Source organism: Planococcus glaciei (assembly GCF_900099655.1).
Taxonomy (GTDB): Bacteria; Bacillota; Bacilli; order Bacillales_A; family Planococcaceae; genus Planococcus; species Planococcus glaciei.
The window spans coordinates 22,544-44,273 of record NZ_FNDC01000007.1; the positions used below are offsets into that span (position 1 = coordinate 22,544).

Here is a 21,730-nt window from a genome sequence, read left to right on the forward strand (position 1 = left end):
ATTAAACCTCAATTGATTTTAATAGTTGATAAAACGCTTTTAATAAAGGGAGTTCGATTGGAGAGCGCTCCAACAAATACAGCACAATGGTGTCCAGCTCCATTTTACGGCCAGCCTGCCTGTCCATCAGCATCGAGGAAGTATTTTCGGCAGTCGCCTTGCATAAGGCGGTTACTTCTTCAAAAGGCAGCAGCGTCTTGATTTCCGGGAAAGCCCGTTCCAGTTCCACGTAGACCCTCTGCATCAGTTCAAATGCATAGGGATTCGTCACCAGCTCCCCGTTTTTTAAAGCCGTTATTGCCGTGAGCGGGTTGATGATGCCGTTCAGCAGCACTTTGCGGAACAGCAGCCGGTCTGCATCCTTATGCCATTCCGACTGGAAGCCCTCAAGTTTGGTAAACGGAAGGAACTTTTGCTGCCGCCCTTTTAACAGGGCCCATTTAACCGTTCCGTTTCCAGTATGCCGGACTTCGTTGCCGCTGATTTTTAGTGCGCCATGTTCTACACTGGCTGCCGCAATATCCTCGTGGGGCAATTGTTCAGCCAAGCGGAGATGGAGCATGCCGTTTTGAAGAAAAACTACCGGATTGTACGGGGCATACCGTTTAAGGGCTGGCACAAGCCCATCCAGCGCATCGTATTTCACCGCCAGCAGGACAAAGGCGTCCGCAGGGATTTCCGCCCAATCTGCAATGGCTGGCACATTGTGGCGGTGCCCGTCTTTTATGATTCCTTGTTCGTTGATGATGCGGGCTTGCTGTTTTTGGTGCGCCAATACCTGTACTGCTGCTCCTGCTTCATCCAACAGGCAGGCAAGCAGCAGGCCGACCGCTCCTGCACCGACGATGACCACTTTCATGGCTTCCCTCCTCATGCAATCTCAAAAAAGAAGCCTGCCATAATAAGGCAGACTTCTTTCTTATTAACTCTCATTATACAGGATAAACGCCGTGTTTTCGATACGGCAATGGCAAATCTTTTGTTTCATAAATGGACAGGCGCTGCGACAATACATCCCGCAGCTGATAAGGAGCTACGATTTCATCGATAATCAGCTCAGACGCCAATTTGTAAATATCGATTTCTTCTTTGTACTCCTGATGTTTTTCCTGAACATATTTCAAGCGCTCTTTCGGATCTTCAATGGCTTCAATTTTATTCGAATACACGGCGTTGACCGCTGCTTCTGGACCCATAACCGCAATTTGGGCAGTTGGAAGTGCGATGCATACGTCCGGCTCGAAAGCAGGGCCTGCCATCGCATATAAACCTGCACCGTATGCTTTGCGGACAATCACCGAAATTTTAGGCACCGTCGCTGAACTCATAGCCGCGATAAACTTCGCGCCGTGGCGGATAATGCCCGCGCGTTCGACTTTCGTTCCGATCATAAAGCCCGGCACATCTGCCAGGAACAATAACGGAATCGAGAAAGCGTCGCATAGGTTGATGAACTTCGCGCCTTTGTCAGCTGAATCTCCGAACAGCACGCCGCCTTTTACTTTCGGCTGGTTCGCCAGGATCCCAACTGCCTGGCCGTCAATGCGGGCAAGCCCGGTAATCAATTCACCGGCAAATAATTTTTTGATATCAAAGAAGCTGCCTTCATCGACCAATTGGTCGATGAGTTCATACATATCAAACGGTGCGTTTTGGTTTTCCGGAATGATGGCTTCTAGCGTTCGTCCGGCTTTCGCTGCTTTTGCTTCAAGTTTTTCAGGCTTGATGGCAAAATTGGCCGGGAAGAATGCCAAATAGCGGCGCGCTTCTTCTATGGCTTCTTCTTCAGTCGAAACCAATACATCGCCAACTCCACTGACGGTGCAGTGCATGCGGGCTCCGCCCATTTCTTCCAGCGTCACTTTTTCCCCGATCACTTTTTCGGCCATCCGAGGAGACCCTAAGTACATCGAAGCGTTGCCTTCAACCATGATGACAATATCGCAAAATGCCGGTATGTATGCTCCGCCTGCTGCAGACGGCCCGAACAATAGGCAAATTTGCGGAACCATCCCAGACATCCTTACCTGGTTATGGAAAATCCGCCCCGCACCCCTACGGTTTGGAAACATATCCAGCTGGTCTGTAATGCGGGCACCCGCAGAATCCACCAGATAAAGCATGGGAACCTGCATTTTTTCTGCAGTCTCCTGAATGCGAATGATCTTTTCAACTGTGCGCGAACCCCATGATCCCGCTTTAACCGTGGAATCATTCGCCATTACACACACCGTCTGGCCATTCACTTTGCCGATGGCCGTAACCACGCCATCAGCCGGCAAATCGCCTGCTTCAACATTTGCGAATCGGCCGTCTTCTGCATAATTCTCATCATCAAACAAAAGCTTAAGCCGGTCGCGGACAAACAGCTTATTGCTTTCCTTCATTTTTTCGTGATATTTAGGATGTCCTCCCGCAAAAATCGTCGCGAGTTTTTGTTCCAAGCGTTCGTTATAGCCGGTTGTTTCACTCGTTTTTGTCATTTCGCTGCCCCCTTTGCATAAAAACGGATTATTCTCCCAGTGTCATCAATGTTTCTTCTTCGTTGACGAATCCGCCGACTTCCACGTGGATTTTTTCCACTGTGCCGCCAATTTCCGCTTCAACCGGAATTTCCATTTTCATTGATTCAATTGTCAGAACAGCTTGGCCTGCGCTTACTGCTTCCCCTTCTACTACCAATACGTTCAATACTGTTCCTGCCATCGATGCTTTTAGTTCTTTCATAGTCCCTGTTCCTCCTTTGTTTTTTCGAGCCATTTCGGCAATACGGATGTCGCGTAATCGCCATTTACAAATTCCTGTGATTCAACAAATTCTTTGAATAGCGGAATATTGGTTTTTACCCCTGTTATTGTAGCATGATTGAAAAAATTCTGTGATTTACGGATGGCATCTATCCGGTCGCTGCCTGTAATGATGACTTTGGAGATCATCGGGTCGTAAAAAGGCGTGACTGCATTGCCCTGTTCGTAGCCGGATTCAATGCGGGCATCTTGCCCCCACATAATGGACTCCAGCTTCCCGGGCGACGGGAAGAATGTTTTCGGATCTTCTGCGTAAATACGGAACTCAATGGCATGGCCGTGGGATTGGATGCTGTCCTGCGGAGGAAGCTCTTTCCCGTTCGCCACGTCAATCTGCCATTCCACCAAGTCGTAGCCGGTCACTTGTTCCGTGACGGGATGCTCCACTTGAAGGCGCGTATTCATCTCCAGGAAGTAAAATTCGTTCTTTTCATCCACGATGAATTCCACTGTCCCGGCATTGGTATAGCCGACCGCACGGGCAGCTTGAAGCGCTGCTTCGCAAAGGCGAAGGCGAGCGTCCTGCGGCAAGTGAGGCGATGGCGATTCTTCGATCACTTTCTGGTTGCGACGCTGGACCGAACAATTGCGTTCGAACAAATGGACGATATTCCCGTGCTTGTCGCCGAATATCTGCACTTCAATATGGCGGGCGTTTGCGATGAATTTTTCTAAAAAGACGACGTCGTCCCCAAAGTAAGCTTTCGCCCGATTTTTAACAGAAACAAATTGCTGACTGAGCGCTTGCTCATTGTCACAGCGCACCATACCAATGCCGCCGCCTCCTGCACTCGCTTTCAGCATTACCGGATAGCCGATGGCCTCAGCTTTTGCCAAAGCTTCCTCAAGTTCGTGGACGCCTTCTTCTGTTCCCGGAACGACTGGCACCCCTGCTTGAATCATCGTGCGGCGTGATTCAATCTTGTCGCCCATTTTTTCCATGATGTCGGCGGAAGGACCAATAAAAATCAACCCCGCCTGCTCGGTTTTTCGAGCGAATTCCGCGTTTTCCGACAGCAAGCCGTAACCCGGATGAATGGCATCCGCTCCGGTGGCCAGCGCCGCTTCAATAATTTTGTCTACTTGCAAATACGATTGAGCGACCGGATTTGGTCCGATCAAAATAGCTTCGGTTGCTTCACTTGCATAAGGCAGATCCCCATCAGCCTCAGAGTGGATGGCAACCGTTTCGATGCCGAGGCGGTCGCAGGTGCGAATAATCCGCCGTGCAATTTCGCCCCGGTTCGCAATCAGGATTTTATTCATATAAGAAATACCCCCTGTGTTTTTCTCCCTCCTCTAGCATATACGATTTTTGTAAGCGATTTCAACTATTGGCGCAAAACTTTTCAGAATAGAAAAATTCATCCGCTGTTTCCTTCTCGTTTTTTCCATAAAAAAAAGACTTCCGTTAATGGAAGTCTCTATTTTTTCGCCTTGGCCAGGAAATTATCGACGGCTTCGTGGTGCACATCGGCTTCCCAAAGTTCGGCGCAGCGGCGCACTTCGGATTCTACCCGGTCCTTCAAGCCACTGACCTGCCATTTGCGGATGGCAATTTCTTTATAGGCACGGTGCACTTCCGACCGGATCTTTTTCATGGAATGGATAAACGCTTCTATATCGGCATCGTCGCGGACAATTTTGGTGGCCCAGCCGTTTTCAAGCAGTTCATCCGCTGGATACGCACGGGCATCGCTGAGCATTTTCAGCGCCCGGTCATGCTGAAGGGTTTCAAACAGGTAGCTACCGCCTCCCCAGCCGCTTGTAATGGCAAGCGTTCCTTGGATAAAGCCGCATTTTGCGTGCTCTCTGACCAAACGGTAATCGCAGGCAGTCGCAATTTCACAACCGCCGCCCACTGCCGCTCCGTTCACTAAAGCAATCACAGGAACCGGCAAGGTTTTGATGGCATAAAGCACTTCGCTCATCCGCTTCAGCATGGGATACGCTTGTTCTTTCGTTTTCAATTCGTGGAATACCGACAGATCGCCGCCGGAACAAAAAGCTTGGGATCCGGAAGCGGTGATGATGACAAAACGGGGGTTTGACTTATGTACTTTTTTTGTTAATTCTTCGAACCCTTCCATCACGCCTTCATTGATGGCATTGCGGATATCCGGACGGTCAATTGTAAAGGTTAGGATTTCGTCTGCCATTTCAATTTTATACGACATCTTACCACTCCTTATTTTTAGGTAGAGAAAAAGGCTATCGAGAGCCATGGCCTCTCAATAGCCTTTTAGCAGCAAATACTGTTTTATTTGCTCGCTACTACTTCTTTCCCTTTGTATGAACCGCATTCTTTGCAGACGCGGTGAGCCAATTTCATTTCGCCACAGCTTGGGCAAGTTACCATGCCCGGCACTGACAATTTGAAATGCGTACGGCGTTTTCTTTTAACGGTTTTGGACGTTCTTCTAGCTGGTACAGCCATTGGTGACACCTCCTTACAATGATTCTATTCATCTGACTGATCAAAATACTTGGCTAAATCAGCAAGTCTTGGATCCGGTTTTGGTTGTGCTTCTTCTTTCTCCGCTTCCGCTTGCTCATCAGTTGAATAGGACCAGTCGTTGCCGCCAGTAATCACGGCTTCTTCGGAATCCTCCTTGAACACTTGCATCGGAATCTCCAAAAGGATAAGTTCTTCTAGCACCGGCTGAAGGTCAATTGTTTCAGTAGCAACCATGTGAACATTATCGTCTTTCGTATCTCGGTCTTTTTCAGACCAGGAGAAAATTTCAACCGATTTGATGTCGATAGGAAATTCAACGTCTTCCCAAGTTCTAGCGCAGGGAAGTATAAGCATCCCTTTGAGTTGAAGCTGGCACGTTATTTGTTGCGAACCAATTGTACAATGCCCCGTGACATGCATAGGTGAAATTTCGCGAATATCGCTATTGCGTTTTTTCACTGCATCCAAGTGGACAATCTCGTCAATCGGCATTCCGTCTTTGCGATGCTTTTGAAGCTGTTGAATCGCCATTTTCATAAGTATCACCTCTAAGACAACAAAGTTGATTATATAATGCACAGAAAAAGATGTCAAGATAAAATCTTGTCAGACAGATCCAAACATCGGTATACTGTTATTTAAGTTTACCAAAGGAGCGTGTGAAATGAAAGCTGCAGGTATTGTTGTTGAGTACAATCCATTTCATAATGGCCACCTCCATCACGCTTTCCAGTCGCGCATCGAGTCTGGAGCCGATGTGCTGGTTGCTGTGATGAGCGGCCAGTTTCTGCAGCGGGGAGAGCCCGCATTTGCCGACAAATGGGCACGGACCGAGATGGCTTTGGCCAGCGGTGTGGATATTGTCATCGAACTTCCCTATGTTTATGCCACTGCTCAAGCTTCGGATTTTGCCAGAGGCGCTATCGCCCTGCTCTCGGCCATCGGCTGCGAATCGTTTTGCTTTGGCAGTGAACAAGGTTCCATTGAGCCTTTCCTTCGGACGTACGGGCTCTTAGAGAGCAAACGCGCTGTTTATGAACAAAAGATCCATGAAGCCGTCCAGACAGGCATCAGCTACCCCAAAGCCTTAAATGAAGCCTACAACAGCCTAACCGAAAACGTTGCAGGCTACGCCGATTTAAAGCAGCCGAACAATATACTGGGCTACCATTACATAGAAGCTGCAAAAAAAATGGCTTCCCCGATTCGCCCGCTGACCATTCAGCGCATCGCCGCCCATTACCACGATCCGATTGACAAAGAACTGACCATCGCCAGCGCAACCGGCATCCGGCAGGCTTTTTTTGAGGGGGCGTCGATGGAGGAAATCGCCAACTATATGCCCGAGGCTTCCATCAACATTCTAAAAGAGTTTAATCGAGGGCATAATGGCTTCGGCAGCTGGGAACGTTTTTATCCCTTGCTGCGCTATAACATCCTGCGGGAGCGGCCATCCCGGTTAAAGGAGTTTGCCGAAGTGACAGAAGGCATCGAAAACCTGATTTATGAAGCGGCAAAAAAAGAAGCTGATGTTGAAGGTTTCATCAGCCGCGTGAAATCGAAGCGTTTTACACGCACCCGTGTACAGCGGATGATGACGCATATCTATACCGGCTTCACCTGGGAAGAGCTCCGTTCTTTCGAAACACCCGCTTATATGCGCTTGCTCGGCATGACCGCTAAAGGACAACAGTATTTAAACCAACAAAAAAAGAATATCGGGCTTCCCTTAATCAGCCGGGCCGCAGATTTAACGGACCCGATGGGGAAACTCGATATTCATGCCAGTGCCATGTATTTGCTTGGAATGGGGGTCGTGGATGTAAAAAAAGAATTCACGACGCCGCCGCGTTATTTCGGCTGAAGTTCATCCAAATATGCAATCGCATCATCGACGGTCTTCACCGGCACAATCTTCATAGTTGTGCCGATTTTTTCTGCCGTTTCCTTGGCCACCTCATAGTTGGAAGCAGAAGCGCCTTCGGTGTCATCATCTGGCGCAAAGAAAACATCCATGCCTTCATTGTCGGCCGCAATCACCTTTTGGTCGATTCCGCCGATTCTGCCTACTTCTCCTGAGCTTTGCATTGTGCCAGTGCCTGCAATGTCATAGCCTTTGGTAATGTCTTCTTCAAGTAGCTGGTTTAAAATTTCCAGAGTGAACATCAAGCCGGCAGAAGGGCCGCCAATATTTTCCGCATCGATCTTCACTTCCGGAGTGGTGGTAATGTCTTTATTTTCTACAAATGAAATGCCGAGGCCAATTCGATCCGGCTCTGTCGGGAGCGGCGCAAGCGCAATGGTTTCTGTCAGTTTACGGCTTTCGCGTTCAAACGCCAACTCCACTTCTTCCCCATCTGCTTTTTCCGCTATATAATCGATAAACTCCTGCTGCGATTCGAATCCATTGCCATCAATCGACAACACTTGATCTCCTGGAGCAAGCACTTCGTCTGCCGCTCCGCCTTCGAGGACGTTCATCACGAAAACGCCATTGTTCTCTACTTCATAAGGCTTCCCGGCTTTTTCAAATGCCACCTGCAGCGCATTGACTTGCGAATCCGACATCAGCTTGAGCTGGCGCACATTGTACTCTTCATCGCTCTCATGCGGACTGCGGACTTCTTCGGGCTTCAGAATTTTATAGCCGTCCTGAAATTTTGCGAAAAGATACAGCGCCGGTGTCGCGTTCAGCATCGAAACCGTCATTAAACTTAACGTGCCTTCATCGTCTTCGTCTCCTCCGACCACTTCCACTAATGGACTGAGTTCGTAGGCGCCTCCCGGCCGGGTAATGTAATAATTCATCTGGTATGTCGATATGAAAATTGCTAAGGCGGCAACGATTACCAATGCAATCAATTTATTGTTTTTCATTATGCTGCTCCTTTCCAAATTGGCAGCCAATAACAAAAAGCCACGTTAAACGTGACTTATTGGAATTTCCGCTTTAAGGCTTCTTCTACTGCGCCTGGAACCAATTCACTGATATTCCCGCCATATTTTGCGACTTCTTTTACAATGCTTGAACTTAAGAATGAATATTGGTTATTGGAAATCATAAACAAGGTTTCAATGTTTTCATTCAAAAATCTGTTCATCGATGTAATCTGCATTTCATATTCAAAATCCGAAACTGCACGCAAGCCTCGGACAATCGCATTCGCTTTTACTTCGCTTGCATAATCAATCAAAAGCCCTCCGAAAGAATCCACTTGCACGTTCGGAAACGACTGGGTGACTTTTGAAATAAGCTCCTGGCGTTCATCCACGTCGAACAGCGGCTGTTTGGAGGAATTGTTCATCACCACCACTTTGACTTCATCGAAAATTGTCGAAGCTCTTTTAATGATGTCTAAATGCCCCAATGTAATCGGATCAAAACTTCCCGGCACAACTGCAATCTTATTCAAATCTTTCTCCCTCTTCCCCTTGAAAACGGTAAATTGAAATAATAGTGGCGCCATAAAGTTCCTTTTTGAAACGCTCGAAAAAAACCGTGCGGTCCTGGAGTTCCACTTCTTTGGCATGTTCGCATACAACGATGGAATCTTCGGTCAATATGCCCATTTCGGCTGCCTTGTCCATCAAGCCATATGCTTGTTCCATATGATAAGGCGGATCTAAAAACATCAGGCGAGCCTGGATGTTGTTTTTTTTAATTGCTTTAAGCGCACGGTCGGCATCCGTTTTGTAAACTTCCGCCTGGTCCGTCAATCGGGTTTTTTCGAGATTCGCCCGGATTGTGTCAATGGCTTTCCGGTCTTTATCGGTGAAAATCACTTTATCGATGCCCCTGCTTAACGCTTCAATGCCAAGGCCGCCGCTGCCTGCGAACAAATCCAACGCATTGCCGCCGTCAAAAAACGGCCCGATCATATTAAAAATGGATTCTTTTACTTTGTCAGTCGTCGGCCTTGTTGAAGTGCCTGGCACCGCTTTCAGCGGAATGCCTTTTACTGACCCTGCTACAACACGCATCTAATCGCCTCTTATTTGCTAAATTTCTTATGAAAAAAATCCGCCTAATGGTAGAATGTTAAATGGAAAGGACGTGACCTATATGATTCAACGATTTATCGAATTAGGCGAAGGGTATGGAGATCTTTATGAACTCCGTGAATTGATCACTGTAAATTCTCACCGTTTCAAACACGGGTTTATTTTTGTTTCAACAACCAAAGGAGGACAGCCGGTACTGTCGGTTGCAGCGGCATTTGAGCCGGCCACAGAAGGCGGCTTCATGCCGATATACATATGCCGGGAAGGAATTCCGGAGAACTCAAAGCGCCTCGGCTTGTTTGAAGAAACGGTAAAAGGGCTTGGGCATGAGCCAATCAAGATGGATGTGAAGCATTCTTCTGCCTATGCGGAAAAGAAATTCTTTTTTAACCACTTGATTGCCATTCTCCGATTAAACCATTACATTCCACCGATGCAATAATTACAAGCCGATCTTATAATCGTACTCTTTGGCTTTATCCGGTTTTGCATTTTCGTATTCCGTTTTCAGGAACGGCCGCTGCGATTCTAGAACCTGTTTCACGTATGGCAGTTTTGACAATTTGTTTTTTGTGCTTTCAATGACTTCCTGGTCCATATAAAGAACGGCATATTTGAGCCTTCGCGAGATAAAATGGACATGTCCGTATTTTCTAAGCGATTTGGCTTGTTTTAAATGATGGACATAAACAATCAGGCCCTGGCGATCACGCATAACTATCCCTCTTTTCTTACTGTTAGAATACCATAGGAAAGAAAAAAGCCGCAACCAGTGAAGCCGAAACATTCGCAAGCTCTTTCCGGCCTGCAAAGCAACAGCGTTTCCATAGCTCAATCCGCTTGCAAGTGCAGGATAAAACTAACAATAAATCCTGGAATTCGTTATAATGACTTTAGTTACATTTTCGAGGGGGTAATCCATTCTTATGGGCAAAAAAACAAAAATCGGACTTGCTGCCGTTGCAGTCGGAGCAGCTGCTTGGGCAGGTTCTAAAGCATTAGCAACTCCACAAACGAGACCCGGGAAAGATGTGCTGGACTACGGCCACCCCATTGTCCTGGCTCATCGCGGGGGCGGTGCCATTGCTCCGGAAAACACAATGGCGGCATTCAGAAAATCAGCAGAACTGGGAGTCCATGGATTTGAAATCGATATCCGATTGAGCAAAGACGAAGAAATCCTGGTATTCCATGACGAATATCTGGACCGGACAACTGACGGAGCTGGGCGTGTAGCGGATATGACGCTTAAAGAGCTTTCGGAATTTGATTTAGGCTATCATTTCGTTGACCCGTCAGGCAAGACGACTTATCGGGGCAAAGGCGAAAAAATCGTGCTTCTGCGTGATTTGCTGGAAGCATTTCCGCAAATGTTCATCAATATTGATATGAAGGATTCTCCGGAAACTTACGAAGGCAGCTTGATTCCTTCAAAACTATGGAGATTGATCGACTCTCTGGGCGTTCATGACCGTGTAGTGGTCACCAGTTTTTATGATGAACAAATTGACCGTTTTAATCTTTATGCCCAAAACCGGGTGGCGATCGGCGCCGGGGAAAACGAAGTGAAAAAAGCGTATACGGCATTTAATAGCCAATTCGGCCATTTGTATAACCCGCGCGCGGATGTCTTTCAAATCCCTGTCCGTTCTTCGATGTTCCGGCTTGACCTGCCGCGGTTCATCGCATTTTTAGCCAACTTGAACATTCCCGTCCATTACTGGACAATCGACGATCCAGAAGTAATGAAGGGATTGCTTGCTGCAGGTGCACAAGGAATTATCACAGGACGGCCGGATCTCGCTGTCGCCCTCATTAGCGAAATGGAAGATCAAACGCAATAAAAAAAATGTGCAACGATTTCGTTGCACATTTTTTAATATATTCTATCTGGCATTAAAGCTAAACGGCCATTTCCGCTTTTCTCTTTAAGCGGAGCATGAGCAGCCGCCGCCTGTACCGCAGCTTCCGCCGCAGGAAGAATCGGAAGAGAAGAACGGGTTGCTGGAAGGGATTTTCACCGCTTCCGAGACAGATCTTCCAAGAATGAAGCTTACTTGGTCCATCAAGTCCTGCAGTTCATTTTCCGCCAAGCGCAAGGCTGCGATTTGTTCGTTCAAATCCAGCCGGCGCTTGTCAACGCGGATCTGTTTCATTACCCGACTGTAATCGGGATGGTATTTGCCGAACCTCTGAACTTCTTCATATTGTTCTTTTAGTCTGGCAAACGCATGGATTTCATCAGCCAAACCTTTATCGTTATAAACAGTATCATAAGCTTTTCGGTAAAGCTCGGCCTGTTCGGATTGCAAAATCATCTCGCTTAACTCTTCTGCAGAGTCAGTTATTTGAACCCATTCGTAGGTCATAAACATATGCATTCCTCCTCTACACGTTTCATCATAGCAGAATTTTACCCATTTTCATACATATTGAAGGGACTGGTTTTATGAAAAATTTATCGAAGCAATTTCAGCGCATTGTGGATAACAGCACATTGGAAGATTTGAAAATTTTGGGCGACTTCCTCGAAAATTTCGAGAAAAAGCAGCAAGGCGAATTCAATACATATTTAAGCGCCAGCTTGAACATGCAGCGGGAAACTGATGAGCATTCGAGTGCCGTCCACATTCCGAACACGCCTTTTATCCACAATAATATCGACATTCCACACGGCGGCATCCTGGCTGTTTTATTGGATACAGCAATGGGTACACTGGCCAGCAGCAAATGCCCCGATGGCTACGCTGCCGTCACCACCAATATCACCATCCATTACCTCGCTGTGGCTGTTGAAGATGAAATCCGGGCAGATGCCCGGATGATTCGCCAAGGTGCCCATACGATGGTTGTAGAGGGCAATATCGTGCAGCAGGACGGCAAACACATCGCCACTGCCACCGGCTCCTTTTTCATTGTTCCAAAAAGGCATTAGGCCTTACTGTTTTTCAGCCGCAGCAGGTTTTTGCTTTAAAAAATCCTGGGTATAGTACTTGCCGAATACCCCTACCCCGATTTGATTGAATCGGCTGGACAATAAGGTATCCCGATGGTTCGGCGAATTGATCCAGCCATGGACAGCTTCTGCAGCGTCGGAGTATTTGGTCGCGGTATTCTCGGCAGCTTCTTCAAAACCGATATTGGCAGTCGTCAGCCGTTCTTCCAAACTTTTCAGTTCAGTTTCTTCTTCTGAAAAATTTTGTTTTGCTGTGTTCTGGCTATGTTCTTTTGCCAGCATGCTGACGGCCGGATTTGTTGCCAATGGATTTTTTTGGTGCCGCAGCCGATACACGTTGGTCAAATCAATAATCTGTTTGGAATTGGCTTCATCGATGGATTGCTGAAGGCCCGAAGACGGCGTAAGGGACGGCAGCAAGTCTCCTGAGAACATCATGTCGTAAGGCTGATGGCGCACCAATGTTTCGGCATCCATAAACCGGACAGCTTCGAGTTTCTGGTCTTCCCCGTCGATATAGAGTTGGGCATATACATCACCGAAACTGGCAAGCAGGCGTTTTTTCAAATCGTCCGAACTGAGGTTAAAAATGTAGATGTTGGTACCGTATTTGACTGTGATTTCGTTTTCGACAATTGTAAAGCGGTATAAGTCATTCAAAGTCTGGCCGATTTTATAAGGCGACGGATCGGTTGCAATTCCCGCTGTATAAACTTGAACAACTTCGCCTTCCTTAATGCCGGCCATCAAATAATTGGAGTACGAGGCGTCATAAACCCACCATTCGTATCCGAAAGCAGAAGGCTCGATTCGGGAAGGTTTTCCAAAATCCGCGATCCAGTCTTTGGAGGGTTTACCTATATAAGTCGACAGCCCTTCCATCGGCCGTTCCACGTCCATCGGATTTTCCACCAAATCCTGTGCCGGCAATGGGTCTTGCGTTTGCGGAGCTTCCAGCATTTCGTTTTCCTCAGCAGGAGAATCGAAATAGAAAAAGACAATGAGAATCACCGATAGAAAAATCATAATGCGCAGCAAGTCTTTCAATCGAACAGCTCCTCAATAAAGTATATATCCACAATTATAACAGTCGTCCGCATTCTGACACAATCTAGCCATTGCAACAAGCCGTTTTTTCATCTATTATTAAAGAAGCATTTAGTCAGTTTGATATCGAGGAGGAGATCCTATGTATTTTGAAAATACAGGACTAGAAAACATTCAAGTGGACTTTACTTTACTTGATGACATTATGAGCCGCCATGGCTTAACTAAAGAAGGCCAATGGGACTATGAGCGCGTTACATACGACCGCAAGTTTATTGTCCGCGAAGGCACTTACTATCTACGCGTTTTCGGCTATGCAATCACTGGCGACATTGATGCTGGAGATGCAGTCGTTAAACTGATGAAACCTGTTGTCGGCAAACACTACTACCCACACGGTGTAGAATACGGCGAAGACGAGCATTTCCCAGAGCATTTAGTTAAATCTTGTGCCGAAGTGCTAAAAGCAATCAAAACAGAAATTGCAGCTTTTGAAATCAAAGCATAAGAAAACCGCAGTTCCTTAGTGAACTGCGGTTTTTATTTTTCCGGTGTTTCCCCTCTTCTCTTATTGATATAATAAGTTATCTAGAAAAAGGAGGTTGAACATGTTTAAGTGGTTAAATAAAAAAGTGTTAACGATTGTCTTGGTCCTCGCAATCGCCGTTTTACTCGCTATATACATACTGCCTATTTCAATCCCCTTGATTATTGCATTGCTAGTCGCAATTTTCCTTGAACCTTTTGTAAAATTCGTCCAACGAAAATCGAAATGGCAACGAAAAACAGCAGTCATCACTGTATTCATCGCTTTTCTTGTAATCGTCTCTGCTATCCTTTACTGGACAGTTACCCGGTTGTTCGGAAAAATGATCGAGTTTTCTCAAAACGTTCCGGATTACATCAATTCACTGACTGACATGTGGAACGAAGTACAGGCAGTTTTCCTGCGTTCGACTGAGGACATGCCGATAGAAGTAAGCTCATCGATTGAAACTGAATTGGCAGGCTTTCTTTCTAGCACTCGCGACTGGATTCTATCGATTGTCAATTACGATACCATCACCGGCCTTCTGGCGGGAATCCCTTCATTTTTAGTCAGCTTTATTGTTTTTCTGATCGCTTTGTTTTTATTTATGCTCGAATTATTAAATTTGAAAGAAATGCTATTCAATCGCTTAAGAGAGCAAACAGCGGAAAAAGTCCGTTTTATGGCTGCCCGCTTGAATAATGTCATTTTCGGTTTCTTAAAAGCCCAATTTTTAGTAAGCGTCATTATATTCCTTGTGTCTTTGCTCGCTCTATTATTTATCGCACCGGAATATGCTATCGCCATGTCATTATTTATCTGGCTAATCGATTTCATCCCAATACTTGGCTCTATCATCGTTTTAACTCCTTGGTTTATCTATCAATTCATTATTGGCGACATTGTCCAAGGCACACAATTGGCCGTCCTGGCCTTGGTATTATTAATTATCAGAAGAACTGTAGAACCTAAAGTTATGGGATCACAGATTGGCCTATCCCCTCTTGCCACACTGGTGGCAATGTACATCGGGCTTCAATTGATCGGGCCGCTCGGCTTTTTTGTCGGCCCCTTGTTCGTCATCCTCTTCACCTCAGCAAGAGAAGCGGGCATGATTCGAGTGGATTTCAAGGTTTAACCTGCAGAGCTCCTCAAACAATCGCCAGCCACTAAAATACAGCCATAAAAAAAGAACCTGTAAAGGTTCTTTTTTTATCCACCTAAAATTGCCTTGAAAACAGAAGTGGTGTGTCCGCCTTCGTAGATTACGTAAAGCAAAAGGTAGACGACTACGCCCGTAATCGCTGTGAAAAACCAGATGATGCTCGTGATTGGGCCAAACTTCCGGTGTTTTTCGAGACGATTCTTTAAGCCAAGCCAAATCGTGATCAGCCCCATAATGCCGCCGGTAGTAGCCAGACAGATATGGAAAATCAGGAAGATGGTATAGATTAGTTTGTATTCATCAGGTCCACCGAATGCAGTGTTTCCGATAAAAATTGTACGGGACATGTAGATGATGAAAAACGTCAATGCGGCAGCACCTGCTGCCAGCATTACTTTCTTATGCGCTTCAATGTTGCGTCGGCGGATCAAATACCAGCCAATCGCTACTAAAACGGCACTTAATACGATAAAAAAAGTACTGATGGTGGGTAATAGCGGCAAATTCATTTAGTAGTTTCTCCTTTGGCTTCTTCAAGCATTATGTCTGTGTAAGGCCATATTCTTTCTATCTTCAATCGTTTTCGCTGTAATTTCATCAGCATTTTTATTTTCATTTCTCAGCCATTCATAGAAAACGAGCCACAGGAATACCGTAAAGATCAATTCCTGCACCACTTTCATGGTAATGCCGCCAGTCCGCTGATCCTCAAGCGCCGACATATTCGTAAACAGTTCCGGACCGGTCAAGCCGAGTTGGGCAAGTGTACCCGCGGGCACACATAATGCCATGGCTTGCTGCCATGCCTGGCCATCTGTATAAGTGGCATAGAATGCTGTATCGCTGAAAATGATCAATGCGCAGGCAGGCGTGATCAATACGCTTAACCCGAATAAATAGGCAAGCTTTTTCAATCCATGGAACTTATATGCTCCTTCCAGGTTGTTGACGACTGGCCACCAATACAGCAAAGCCGAACCGAACAGAAGGATGCTGACTGCTGCATGCAACAATGAATTCATTTTCACAAAATCAAAAATCAAGGGAATGTGGTAAAAAGAGAACACCATTCCGAAAATGATGATTGCTAGCATAGGTTTCGTGAATAAATCAAAAACAGGTTTAATCACCGGACGATTGATGATGGAGCGCCATAGCCAGGACGGGATCCCCATAATAATAAGAGGCGGAGCCAGAAGAACCAAAAATGCCATTTGGAACATATGCATGGTGAAAATGATATGGCCCAGCAAATCAACTGGCCCTCCTTTGATTATATACAGTAAAAGCATACCTGAAACAAACAGAAGTGCTTCTTTTTGTTTTAGTGGCTCGCTGTCTTTGAATTTGTTTCTCCATTTAACGGTAACCAAAAAATATAAAATCGTAATTAATACGAGGACTCCCAAGAAGTATGGACTCCATAAAGCCTGAAACCCAAATATACTAATCGGCATGCCAGCATACCTCCTTTTTTCTTAAGTACCCCCATTATATAGTGTGGGGGTAGGTATATCAATGAACGAACTATGACAATTGGCGAAAGCAGTTGGCATGAAGCAGAGCTGCTAGGCTGGGACTTGATCAGCCGATTAGGAATTTCTTTGCTATTAAGCAAGAAAAAACCCCGCTTGCCCAAGAAGGCAAGCGGGGTTTTTGGTGTACTTACCACCAAACAATTGTTACTAATGCAAGAATCGTGATAAAGGCAACAAACATACCGCTGAACATAAAGAACGCGACCATGCCATGGCCTTTATTGCTCATGTGCATAAAGTGATACAACTGAAGCACCACTTGAACAGCAGCCAACAATAAAATGATTGGCGTAATCAAGTAAGGAGAGAAATCTGCTGCAACTGTCGTAAATGCAATCAATGTCAAGAAAATCATCATTGCAAAAGAAGTCAGTTGGTTGCGCATCTCTTTTGCCCGTTGGCGGCGTACGTATTCGTATTCTGCTTGTGATCTAACATGCGTATGTGTGTCATGTGCCATATTAACCGATCACTCCCATCAAATAGACGACAGTAAAGATGAAGACCCATACTACGTCGATAAAATGCCAGTATAACGCTACAAGGTAGAATTTAGGTGCATTATAAGTGTTCAAGCCGCGTTTAGCGTTGCGGAGCATCAATGCGATGAACCAGCTAAGACCGAACAATACGTGAGCTCCGTGAGTTCCAACCAGCGTATAGAAAGCAGCACTGAAAGCGCTATGCGTATAGCCGAAACCAAGGTGTACGTAATGATTGAACTCGTAAATCTCCAAGCCCAGGAATGTCGCTCCAAGTAACACCGTTACCATAAGCCAAGCCTGCATCGCTTTAAAATTGTGGTTCTTCATGTGATACATAGCATAAACACTTGTAAGAGATGATGTTAGAAGAATCATCGTCATCGCAAAAACCAAAGGAAGTTCAAATAGATCTGCAGCTGCAAATTCCATGCCGCTTGGCCCTTTGTCTTTCAAAGCCAAGTACGTAGCGAAAAGTGAAGCAAAGGTTACGGTTTCAGCAGCAAGCAAAAGCCAAAACCCGACAAACTTATTCTTCCCTTCCATTGTAGCCGTTTCAGGATGATCAGGCCATGTTTGTGGGGTATATCTCTTATTTAGATCCATCCATCTTACCCCCTTTAGCGTCTTCGATCAATTCCTCTTTCGAGATATGGAACCCAAGATCATCTTTCAATGAACGCAACAACATTGATCCGAAAGTGATTAATAATCCTAGGATAAGCACTGGAAGTGGCCAAGATTTGTCTCCGTCCAGGAAGTAAAGGGCACCAAATGAAGCAACGAACAAACCAAATGACATAATTACAGGAATAATTGAGCCGTTTGGCATGTGAATTTCTTCCAATGGTTCAGCATAGAGCATACCTTCTTTATTGCCTTCCATTTTTTCAATCCAGTAAGTATCCAGACCACGAACTAATGGTGTTTGTGCAAAGTTATAGAACGGCGGCGGTGACGGGATTGCCCACTCAAGCGTACGGCCATCTTCCCATGGGTCATTGCCCACACGCTCATTTTTAACAGTTGTAATTACTACGTTGATCAATAATACGATAACACCAATAGCCATGAACAACGCGCCGACAGAACTGATAGCGTTGAACAAATCCCAGCCCTGGTCAGCGCCGAACGTGTAAACGCGTCGCGGCATCCCCATTAGGCCTAAGAAATGCTGGATAAAGAATGTTAAGTGGAAACCGATAAAGAAGAACCAGAAAGTGATTTTCCCTAATTTTTCGCTAAGCATTGTACCGAACATTTTCGGCCAGTAAAGGTGTGTAGCTGCAAAAATCGCAAGTACAACCCCACCAACGATAACGTAATGGAAATGCGCAACGATAAAGTAAGAATCATGCAATTGGTAATCCAGAGGAGCAATCGCTTGCATAACCCCTGTTACCCCACCTGCAACGAACGACGGGATAAAGGCAATCGCATAAATCATTGGTGTAGTGAATTTGATGCTGCCTCCCCAAATGGTCAAAAGCCAGTTGAAGATTTTTACTCCTGTCGGAACGGCAATGATCATGGTTGCCAATGCGAATACAGCGTTAGCTGTTGCCCCAAGACCAACTGTGAACATGTGGTGAGCCCACACCATGAATCCGTAGAAACCGATCAGAATTGTTGCAAATACAAGCGCTGTGTAACCAAATAGACGCTTGCGTGAGAAAATCGCAAAGATTTCTGAGAAAATACCGAAAGCCGGCAAAATCAAGATATAAACTTCAGGGTGACCAAAGATCCAGAATAAATGCTCCCAGATAATTGTGTTCCCGCCGTTTGCTACATCAAAGAAGTTTGCCCCGAACATGCGGTCGAATACCATAAAGAACAGACCGATTGTCAATGGAGGGAAAGCCAGCAAAATCAATGCTGAAGCTACAAAAGTCGTCCATGTAAACAATGGCATTCTCATATAAGTCATACCAGGAGCACGCATGTTGATGATTGTAACCAGGAAGTTAATCCCTGAAATCAAAGTACCGAAACCGGAAATCGTTAATCCAAGTGTGTAAAAATCAATTCCGTGCCCTTCTGAAGCAAGTGCAAGCGACGCATAGTTCGTCCACCCTGCATCAGGTGCACCGCCCATAAACCAAGAAAGGTTCAGGAAGATACCACCGAAGAAGAACAACCAGAATCCAAGCGAATTCAAGAACGGAAATGCTACGTCACGTGCGCCGATTTGCAATGGCATGACGGCGTTCATAAATGCTAGCAAAATTGGCATGGCAGCCAGGAAAATCATGGTAGTCCCGTGCATTGTCAGTACTTCGTTATAAGTACCGGCGCTCAGGAAATCATTTCCGGCTTTCATTAGTTGGATCCGGATCAACATCGCTTCAATACCGCCGATTAGGAAGAACAATCCTCCTGATGTGAGATAAAGATGTGCGATTTTTTTATGGTCTACTGTTGTCAAGTAGTCCCATATCATTGCACCGAAGCCCTGTTTTTGAGCAATAGAACTCACAATGTAAACCTCCCTTTTTTTAAACTCCGTTTCTTTTACTCTTCAACGGACAAAGACATCAAGTATGCTGCAAGTGCATCAAGCTCTTGCTCTGTGAAATCTTTCCCATCGTTCAAAGATTTAGGATCAGGCATCAAGTTGCCCGGTTTGTATTGTTGTGGATCTGAAATCCATTTTTTAAGATTTTCTTCGTTATGTTCCATGAAGCCAGCTACGCGGTTGCGGTCGCCGAATGTTGCTACGTTCGGTCCCTGCATAACCCCGCCTTTTCCTGATCCTGAAACTGCGTGGCAAGCGATACAGCCAGCGCCATCAGCACCGAAAAGCTGTTCTCCTTCTTGCGCAAGCGCGCCTTCAGCAGGAGTCGCTTCTTCTTGCATTGCTGCTACCCATGTATCAAATTCTTCGCGTTCAAGTGTTTTTACTTTAAAGTCCATCAAAGCGTGGGATGGACCGCAAAGCTCGGCACATTTTCCGTAGAAGACGCCATCTTCAAGTTCTGAAGATTTTTGATCAAAGGTTAAGTAAAAAGTGTTGACGTTTTCAGGGTTAGCATCCAATTTACCGCCAATGGATGGAATCCAGAATGAGTGCTTAACATCAGCAGAGATCAAGTTGAAATAAACTCTCTCGCCTGTAGGAACAACTAATTCCTGGGCAGTAACGATTCCTTGCTCAGGATATTCGAATTCCCACCAGTACAACTTAGCTGTTACGTTGACTGTCAAATGAGTCATGCCTTCCCCATCTTCAGCCTGTACATCCATTGTAGAAACATCCGCTAAATCAAATGTAGAATACACGGTTGGAACTGCAAGGATTAAAAGCAATACGATTGGAATGGAAGTCCATAAAAATTCAAGTTTTGCGCTTCCTTCAACTTGTTCAGGGATTAGATCTTCCCCAACTTTCGAACGGCGGAATTTAACAATTGCCAAAACGTAGATAATCGTTACGACAAGAATGACGAACGCCATTACTATTGAAGACAAAATCAATAAGTTAAATTGATCTTGAGCTACTTCGCCAGCGGGTATTAATGTAGAAATTTCTTCTCTACCGCAACCTGCAAGAAAGACGACCAGTGCAGTCATCAATGCAAAAAGGCGCCATTTTTTGAGCCCTTTAATCATAGCTTTTCATACCCCTCTCTCATTTAAAAAATTTGGTTCTGCAATGTTGGAAACTAGACAAAGACGGCGAAAATGATCATCGACACAAATAGGATGGTCATATAATTCAACGAATAGATGAACATTGTCTTTGCCCATTTCAAATCATCTTTTACATTGAAGCCCCGGATGGCAAGTACCAGCCAGCCGATATTCAGCAATGTCGCTAAGATGATGAAGCTTATTCCGAGATCCATTAACAGGAATGGCAGAGGGAACAGCAGCAAAACCCATGCAAGCATAGATTTCTTAGTGCGGTGGAAGCCTTTGACCACAGGCAGCATCGGAATGCCGGCTGCACGGTATTCTTCAGTGCGCTTCATAGCCAATGCATAAAAATGTGGCGGCTGCCAAACGAACATAATTAAGAATAATGCCCATGCGCCCCAGCCGAGCGTCGGTTCAACTGCAGCCCAACCGATTAGCGGCGGAATGGCTCCCGAAATGCTCCCTACAATTGTGTTGCTGACGTGTTTTCTTTTGGACCACATGGAATAGAGGACTACGTAAGCCAAAATTCCTGCAAGCCCGAACAAACCAGCAGAGACAGAAGCAGAGAACAAAAATATTTCGCCTATAACGATGAAAAACGAAGCGAGCGCTAAGACAGCAGACGGCTTAAATCTTCCTGTTACAGTTGGACGCGCTTTCTTACTCGCCATCAATGGATCGATGTCCATGTCAATGTAATTATTCATCGCAGCAGAACCCGCTATGATGAATGCAGACCCGACCAATGCATAGACGAGGATGTCCATCTCCTGCAGGAAATGCCTGTCGGAAAACTGAAACGCAAGCCACAGTCCCGTAAAAACGGTAATTAAATTGGAATTCACAATCCCGATTTTGATCAACGCGAGAAAATCCTGGAGAAAAGTGGTGGTTTCGGCTGCTTCATGAGTTTCCGCAGACAAAGACCGGCTGTTTGACATATAACCCCCTCCTTTCAAAGTTGTAAGCATATTCCGCTAACCATAACTATATCTAAATTCCAGTTGTTTTTCTACTTCAAACTGAAATTTCCCGATAAAAGCAATGATTTTCATGTAATTTGCCTCAGAAATATGCTCTATTCATCATACCTTAGTGCACTAG

Annotated in this window: 26 protein-coding genes; 6 read left to right on the forward strand and 20 right to left on the reverse strand. The window is 45.6% G+C overall.

Going from position 1 to position 21,730, the window contains the following annotated elements; genetic code table 11:
• Position 1: 1 nt before the first annotated feature.
• From BLQ32_RS10010 to BLQ32_RS10040, 7 genes are all read right to left on the reverse strand, one after another.
• A complete protein-coding gene (locus tag BLQ32_RS10010) occupies positions 2-859 on the reverse strand; it encodes a 2-dehydropantoate 2-reductase (RefSeq protein WP_074510214.1) in 858 nt (285 codons plus the stop codon).
• A gap of 73 nt (positions 860-932) precedes the next feature.
• The gene (locus tag BLQ32_RS10015) at positions 933-2,483 is read right to left on the reverse strand and encodes an acyl-CoA carboxylase subunit beta (RefSeq protein WP_074510215.1); all 1,551 of its coding nucleotides are present in this window, start codon (positions 2,481-2,483) and stop codon (positions 933-935) included.
• Between the two features lie 28 nt (positions 2,484-2,511).
• Positions 2,512-2,727, reverse strand: coding sequence for a biotin/lipoyl-containing protein (locus BLQ32_RS10020; RefSeq protein WP_074510216.1), 216 nt, complete (start codon positions 2,725-2,727; stop codon positions 2,512-2,514).
• Entirely contained in the window at positions 2,724-4,073 is a 1,350-nt protein-coding gene (locus tag BLQ32_RS10025) for an acetyl-CoA carboxylase biotin carboxylase subunit (RefSeq protein ID WP_036806928.1), read from the reverse strand. Before BLQ32_RS10025 ends, BLQ32_RS10020 begins: the two co-directional genes overlap by 4 nt.
• A 158-nt stretch (positions 4,074-4,231) precedes the next feature.
• Positions 4,232-4,984, reverse strand: a complete 753-nt coding sequence (locus BLQ32_RS10030) for an enoyl-CoA hydratase/isomerase family protein (protein WP_074510217.1) — start codon at positions 4,982-4,984, stop codon at positions 4,232-4,234.
• Between the two features lie 83 nt (positions 4,985-5,067).
• Positions 5,068-5,244 (reverse strand): 50S ribosomal protein L32, encoded by a 177-nt coding sequence (rpmF, locus tag BLQ32_RS10035; protein WP_036806933.1) that lies wholly within the window; start codon positions 5,242-5,244, stop codon positions 5,068-5,070.
• 24 nt (positions 5,245-5,268) lie between these two features.
• On the reverse strand, positions 5,269-5,802 hold the full coding sequence (locus BLQ32_RS10040) for a YceD family protein (RefSeq protein ID WP_036806936.1): 534 nt from the start codon (positions 5,800-5,802) through the stop codon (positions 5,269-5,271).
• Positions 5,803-5,929: 127 nt separating this feature from the next.
• Here BLQ32_RS10040 and BLQ32_RS10045 point away from each other — a divergent pair, with 127 nt between their 5' ends.
• Entirely contained in the window at positions 5,930-7,129 is a 1,200-nt protein-coding gene (locus tag BLQ32_RS10045) for a nucleotidyltransferase (RefSeq protein ID WP_074510218.1), read from the forward strand.
• Here BLQ32_RS10045 and BLQ32_RS10050 read toward each other — a convergent pair.
• From BLQ32_RS10050 to rsmD, 3 genes are read right to left on the reverse strand one after another with little or no spacing between them, the layout of a single operon-like run.
• Positions 7,117-8,142: a SepM family pheromone-processing serine protease gene (locus BLQ32_RS10050; RefSeq protein WP_074510219.1), complete on the reverse strand. Its 1,026-nt coding sequence runs from the start codon at positions 8,140-8,142 to the stop codon at positions 7,117-7,119. The genes BLQ32_RS10045 and BLQ32_RS10050 overlap by 13 nt on opposite strands.
• Before the next feature lie 56 nt (positions 8,143-8,198).
• On the reverse strand, positions 8,199-8,678 hold the full coding sequence (coaD, locus tag BLQ32_RS10055) for a pantetheine-phosphate adenylyltransferase (protein ID WP_074510220.1): 480 nt from the start codon (positions 8,676-8,678) through the stop codon (positions 8,199-8,201).
• Positions 8,671-9,246: a 16S rRNA (guanine(966)-N(2))-methyltransferase RsmD gene (gene rsmD / locus BLQ32_RS10060; protein ID WP_036806950.1), complete on the reverse strand. Its 576-nt coding sequence runs from the start codon at positions 9,244-9,246 to the stop codon at positions 8,671-8,673. The genes coaD and rsmD overlap by 8 nt, the downstream gene beginning before the upstream one ends.
• 82 nt (positions 9,247-9,328) lie before the next feature.
• Here rsmD and BLQ32_RS10065 point away from each other — a divergent pair, with 82 nt between their 5' ends.
• Positions 9,329-9,709: a DUF7147 family protein gene (locus BLQ32_RS10065; RefSeq protein ID WP_036806953.1), complete on the forward strand. Its 381-nt coding sequence runs from the start codon at positions 9,329-9,331 to the stop codon at positions 9,707-9,709.
• Here BLQ32_RS10065 and BLQ32_RS10070 read toward each other — a convergent pair whose 3' ends face one another.
• Positions 9,710-9,982: a YlbG family protein gene (locus BLQ32_RS10070; protein ID WP_036806955.1), complete on the reverse strand. Its 273-nt coding sequence runs from the start codon at positions 9,980-9,982 to the stop codon at positions 9,710-9,712. It abuts the gene before it with no gap.
• A gap of 211 nt (positions 9,983-10,193) precedes the next feature.
• Between BLQ32_RS10070 and BLQ32_RS10075 the strand changes: the two genes are divergently transcribed.
• Positions 10,194-11,111, forward strand: coding sequence for a glycerophosphodiester phosphodiesterase family protein (locus BLQ32_RS10075; protein ID WP_036806958.1), 918 nt, complete (start codon positions 10,194-10,196; stop codon positions 11,109-11,111).
• An 84-nt stretch (positions 11,112-11,195) separates the two neighbouring features.
• Here the strand turns inward: BLQ32_RS10075 and BLQ32_RS10080 are convergent, their stop codons facing one another.
• Entirely contained in the window at positions 11,196-11,642 is a 447-nt protein-coding gene (locus BLQ32_RS10080) for a YlbF/YmcA family competence regulator (RefSeq protein ID WP_036806961.1), read from the reverse strand.
• Between the two features lie 74 nt (positions 11,643-11,716).
• Here BLQ32_RS10080 and BLQ32_RS10085 point away from each other — a divergent pair, with 74 nt between their 5' ends.
• Positions 11,717-12,202 (forward strand): PaaI family thioesterase, encoded by a 486-nt coding sequence (locus BLQ32_RS10085; RefSeq protein ID WP_074510221.1) that lies wholly within the window; start codon positions 11,717-11,719, stop codon positions 12,200-12,202.
• A gap of 3 nt (positions 12,203-12,205) precedes the next feature.
• Here BLQ32_RS10085 and BLQ32_RS10090 read toward each other — a convergent pair whose 3' ends face one another.
• Positions 12,206-13,270 (reverse strand): CAP domain-containing protein, encoded by a 1,065-nt coding sequence (locus BLQ32_RS10090; protein ID WP_074510222.1) that lies wholly within the window; start codon positions 13,268-13,270, stop codon positions 12,206-12,208.
• A 142-nt stretch (positions 13,271-13,412) separates the two neighbouring features.
• Between BLQ32_RS10090 and BLQ32_RS10095 the strand changes: the two genes are divergently transcribed.
• Positions 13,413-13,778, forward strand: a complete 366-nt coding sequence (locus BLQ32_RS10095; RefSeq protein WP_074510223.1) for a YugN family protein — start codon at positions 13,413-13,415, stop codon at positions 13,776-13,778.
• Positions 13,779-13,878: 100 nt separating this feature from the next.
• Positions 13,879-14,937: a sporulation integral membrane protein YtvI gene (ytvI, locus tag BLQ32_RS10100; protein ID WP_074510224.1), complete on the forward strand. Its 1,059-nt coding sequence runs from the start codon at positions 13,879-13,881 to the stop codon at positions 14,935-14,937.
• A gap of 74 nt (positions 14,938-15,011) precedes the next feature.
• Here the strand turns inward: ytvI and BLQ32_RS10105 are convergent, their stop codons facing one another.
• The 7 genes from BLQ32_RS10105 to cyoE form a co-directional block, all read right to left on the reverse strand.
• A complete protein-coding gene (locus BLQ32_RS10105; protein ID WP_074510225.1) occupies positions 15,012-15,473 on the reverse strand; it encodes a DUF420 domain-containing protein in 462 nt (153 codons plus the stop codon).
• Between the two features lie 24 nt (positions 15,474-15,497).
• Positions 15,498-16,421, reverse strand: a complete 924-nt coding sequence (ctaG, locus tag BLQ32_RS10110; RefSeq protein WP_074510226.1) for a cytochrome c oxidase assembly factor CtaG — start codon at positions 16,419-16,421, stop codon at positions 15,498-15,500.
• Positions 16,422-16,629: 208 nt separating this feature from the next.
• Positions 16,630-16,962 carry a cytochrome c oxidase subunit IVB gene (gene ctaF / locus BLQ32_RS10115; RefSeq protein ID WP_036806983.1) on the reverse strand — a complete coding sequence of 111 codons (333 nt, stop codon included), beginning with the start codon at positions 16,960-16,962 and terminating at the stop codon, positions 16,630-16,632.
• A gap of 1 nt (position 16,963) precedes the next feature.
• A complete protein-coding gene (locus BLQ32_RS10120; RefSeq protein ID WP_074510227.1) occupies positions 16,964-17,590 on the reverse strand; it encodes a cytochrome (ubi)quinol oxidase subunit III in 627 nt (208 codons plus the stop codon).
• Positions 17,577-19,463: a cytochrome c oxidase subunit I gene (ctaD, locus tag BLQ32_RS10125; RefSeq protein ID WP_074510228.1), complete on the reverse strand. Its 1,887-nt coding sequence runs from the start codon at positions 19,461-19,463 to the stop codon at positions 17,577-17,579. Before ctaD ends, BLQ32_RS10120 begins: the two co-directional genes overlap by 14 nt.
• Before the next feature lie 35 nt (positions 19,464-19,498).
• The gene (gene coxB / locus BLQ32_RS10130) at positions 19,499-20,596 is read right to left on the reverse strand and encodes a cytochrome c oxidase subunit II (protein WP_074510229.1); all 1,098 of its coding nucleotides are present in this window, start codon (positions 20,594-20,596) and stop codon (positions 19,499-19,501) included.
• Between the two features lie 53 nt (positions 20,597-20,649).
• Complete coding sequence (cyoE, locus tag BLQ32_RS10135; protein WP_074510230.1) at positions 20,650-21,567, reverse strand: heme o synthase; 918 nt, start codon at positions 21,565-21,567, stop codon at positions 20,650-20,652.
• Between the last annotated feature and the right edge of the window lie 163 nt (positions 21,568-21,730).

Excerpts from the sequence above, each read along its gene's own strand:
- BLQ32_RS10015 (WP_074510215.1), bottom strand. The coding sequence starts at position 2,483 with ATGACAAAAACGAGTGAAACAACCGGCTATAACGAACGCTTGGAACAA.
- BLQ32_RS10080 (WP_036806961.1), bottom strand. The coding sequence starts at position 11,642 with ATGTTTATGACCTACGAATGGGTTCAAATAACTGACTCTGCAGAAGAG.
- BLQ32_RS10105 (WP_074510225.1), bottom strand. The coding sequence starts at position 15,473 with ATGAATTTGCCGCTATTACCCACCATCAGTACTTTTTTTATCGTATTA.
- ctaF (WP_036806983.1), bottom strand. The coding sequence starts at position 16,962 with ATGGCACATGACACACATACGCATGTTAGATCACAAGCAGAATACGAA.
- BLQ32_RS10025 (WP_036806928.1), bottom strand. The coding sequence starts at position 4,073 with ATGAATAAAATCCTGATTGCGAACCGGGGCGAAATTGCACGGCGGATT.
- coxB (WP_074510229.1), bottom strand. The coding sequence starts at position 20,596 with ATGATTAAAGGGCTCAAAAAATGGCGCCTTTTTGCATTGATGACTGCA.
- ctaG (WP_074510226.1), bottom strand. The coding sequence starts at position 16,421 with ATGCCGATTAGTATATTTGGGTTTCAGGCTTTATGGAGTCCATACTTC.
- BLQ32_RS10065 (WP_036806953.1), top strand. The coding sequence starts at position 9,329 with ATGATTCAACGATTTATCGAATTAGGCGAAGGGTATGGAGATCTTTAT.
- BLQ32_RS10030 (WP_074510217.1), bottom strand. The coding sequence starts at position 4,984 with ATGTCGTATAAAATTGAAATGGCAGACGAAATCCTAACCTTTACAATT.
- BLQ32_RS10070 (WP_036806955.1), bottom strand. The coding sequence starts at position 9,982 with ATGCGTGATCGCCAGGGCCTGATTGTTTATGTCCATCATTTAAAACAA.
- rsmD (WP_036806950.1), bottom strand. The coding sequence starts at position 9,246 with ATGCGTGTTGTAGCAGGGTCAGTAAAAGGCATTCCGCTGAAAGCGGTG.
- BLQ32_RS10095 (WP_074510223.1), top strand. The coding sequence starts at position 13,413 with ATGTATTTTGAAAATACAGGACTAGAAAACATTCAAGTGGACTTTACT.
- BLQ32_RS10120 (WP_074510227.1), bottom strand. The coding sequence starts at position 17,590 with ATGGATCTAAATAAGAGATATACCCCACAAACATGGCCTGATCATCCT.
- BLQ32_RS10085 (WP_074510221.1), top strand. The coding sequence starts at position 11,717 with ATGAAAAATTTATCGAAGCAATTTCAGCGCATTGTGGATAACAGCACA.
- BLQ32_RS10075 (WP_036806958.1), top strand. The coding sequence starts at position 10,194 with ATGGGCAAAAAAACAAAAATCGGACTTGCTGCCGTTGCAGTCGGAGCA.
- BLQ32_RS10020 (WP_074510216.1), bottom strand. The coding sequence starts at position 2,727 with ATGAAAGAACTAAAAGCATCGATGGCAGGAACAGTATTGAACGTATTG.
- BLQ32_RS10040 (WP_036806936.1), bottom strand. The coding sequence starts at position 5,802 with ATGAAAATGGCGATTCAACAGCTTCAAAAGCATCGCAAAGACGGAATG.
- BLQ32_RS10045 (WP_074510218.1), top strand. The coding sequence starts at position 5,930 with ATGAAAGCTGCAGGTATTGTTGTTGAGTACAATCCATTTCATAATGGC.
- BLQ32_RS10010 (WP_074510214.1), bottom strand. The coding sequence starts at position 859 with ATGAAAGTGGTCATCGTCGGTGCAGGAGCGGTCGGCCTGCTGCTTGCC.
- ytvI (WP_074510224.1), top strand. The coding sequence starts at position 13,879 with ATGTTTAAGTGGTTAAATAAAAAAGTGTTAACGATTGTCTTGGTCCTC.
- cyoE (WP_074510230.1), bottom strand. The coding sequence starts at position 21,567 with ATGTCAAACAGCCGGTCTTTGTCTGCGGAAACTCATGAAGCAGCCGAA.
- BLQ32_RS10050 (WP_074510219.1), bottom strand. The coding sequence starts at position 8,142 with ATGAAAAACAATAAATTGATTGCATTGGTAATCGTTGCCGCCTTAGCA.
- rpmF (WP_036806933.1), bottom strand. The coding sequence starts at position 5,244 with ATGGCTGTACCAGCTAGAAGAACGTCCAAAACCGTTAAAAGAAAACGC.